The 1238-nt window shown below is 57.5% G+C and carries 1 protein-coding gene; it reads right to left on the reverse strand.

Features of this window, described 5'->3' with window-relative positions; translation table 11 throughout:
• Positions 1-111: 111 nt before the first annotated feature.
• Positions 112-1055 (reverse strand): IS630 family transposase gene (locus PY650_RS36460; protein ID WP_285884946.1). Its coding sequence is split into 2 segments (ribosomal slippage): positions 112-719 and positions 719-1055, totalling 945 coding nucleotides; the frame shifts between segments, so codons are not numbered across the junction.
• Between the last annotated feature and the right edge of the window lie 183 nt (positions 1056-1238).

Below are 1238 nucleotides of genomic sequence, written 5' to 3' on the forward strand. Positions count from 1 at the left end.
GCCTTCGTTCTCGCATGGTCACTCTGGAGACGAAAACATCAGGCCTCCGCAATGAGCGCCCACTACAAAAATAGACATAAAACGCAACTGTAGTACTAGAGCAGATCCTGCTTAATCCGGGTCATATCCTGCGGCTCTGAAGTAGTTGGCGCATTCGGCAGGCGTGAACCTGGGTATCAAGGCTCCCACTGCGTCCCACAACGCATCGATCTTTCGCTCCGCCCGAGCCCGCAACATGGCTTTCAATTTCGAGAATGCATTCTCGATGGGGTTGAAGTCGGGACTGTAGGGCGGCAGGAACATGAGTTTGGCGCCGGCGCGCTCAATGGCATCACGGACACCGGCTGCTTTGTGGGCCGGCAGATTGTCCATGACGACAACGTCCCCGATCTGAAGGGTCGGTAGCAGTACCTGCTCGACATATGCCAGGAAGACGTTGCCATTCATCGCCCCATCATAGACAAAGGGGGCGGTCATGCCCGAGAGGCGTAGAGCGCCTGTGAATGTCGTTGTTTTCCAATGGCCGTGCGGCACGCCAGCTCGACAACGCTCGCCGCGAATTGCACGTCCGCGCAAGCGTGCCATCTTCGTCGAGAGACCGGTCTCGTCCAGGAAGATCAACTTCTCCGGATCGAGATCGAGTTGGCCATCAAACCAGGCACGCCGCCGCTTCAGGACATCCGGCCGATCCTGCTCCAATGCATGTGCGGACTTTTTTTAAACGTCCACCCGCGGCGTTGCAGCCAAGCACCGAGCGCACTCCGGCTGATGCCCACTTGCCGCTCAACGCACAGACGCTCGACCATTTCGTCGAGCGTCACGTCCTTACGATCGTCGATCATCTCGACAACGAACGCCTCGTGTGCATCCAAGCTCGAAGACCTTCGCCAGCCTTGCGGCCGTGATGTTGACTCACCATCGCTGGCTCTTGCGATCCAGCGAATTGCCGTCGAAGTCCCAACCCCGAACCGGGCGGCGGCCTGCCGTGCTGACATGCCCGCCGCTGACGCTTTCAATACACGTAATCGAAGATCGTCGCTCAGTGCTCGTGCCATCATCCACCTCTTCGCTGTGGATGTTGAATCAGCTTCGCAGCGCCGCGTCACTTCACAATCGATTCATCGATCGCAGGATCTGCTCTAGTACCGTTCCGCAGAGATTATGACTCTTTGACCGGATAGGCTTTGTGGAGTTTCTCGCGGGCCTTTTCGGTTGTGAACATCCATTGGATCCTTGCC

The organism is Martinezella calliandrae (assembly GCF_030272695.1).
Classification (GTDB): Bacteria; Pseudomonadota; Alphaproteobacteria; order Rhizobiales; family Rhizobiaceae; genus Rhizobium; species Rhizobium calliandrae.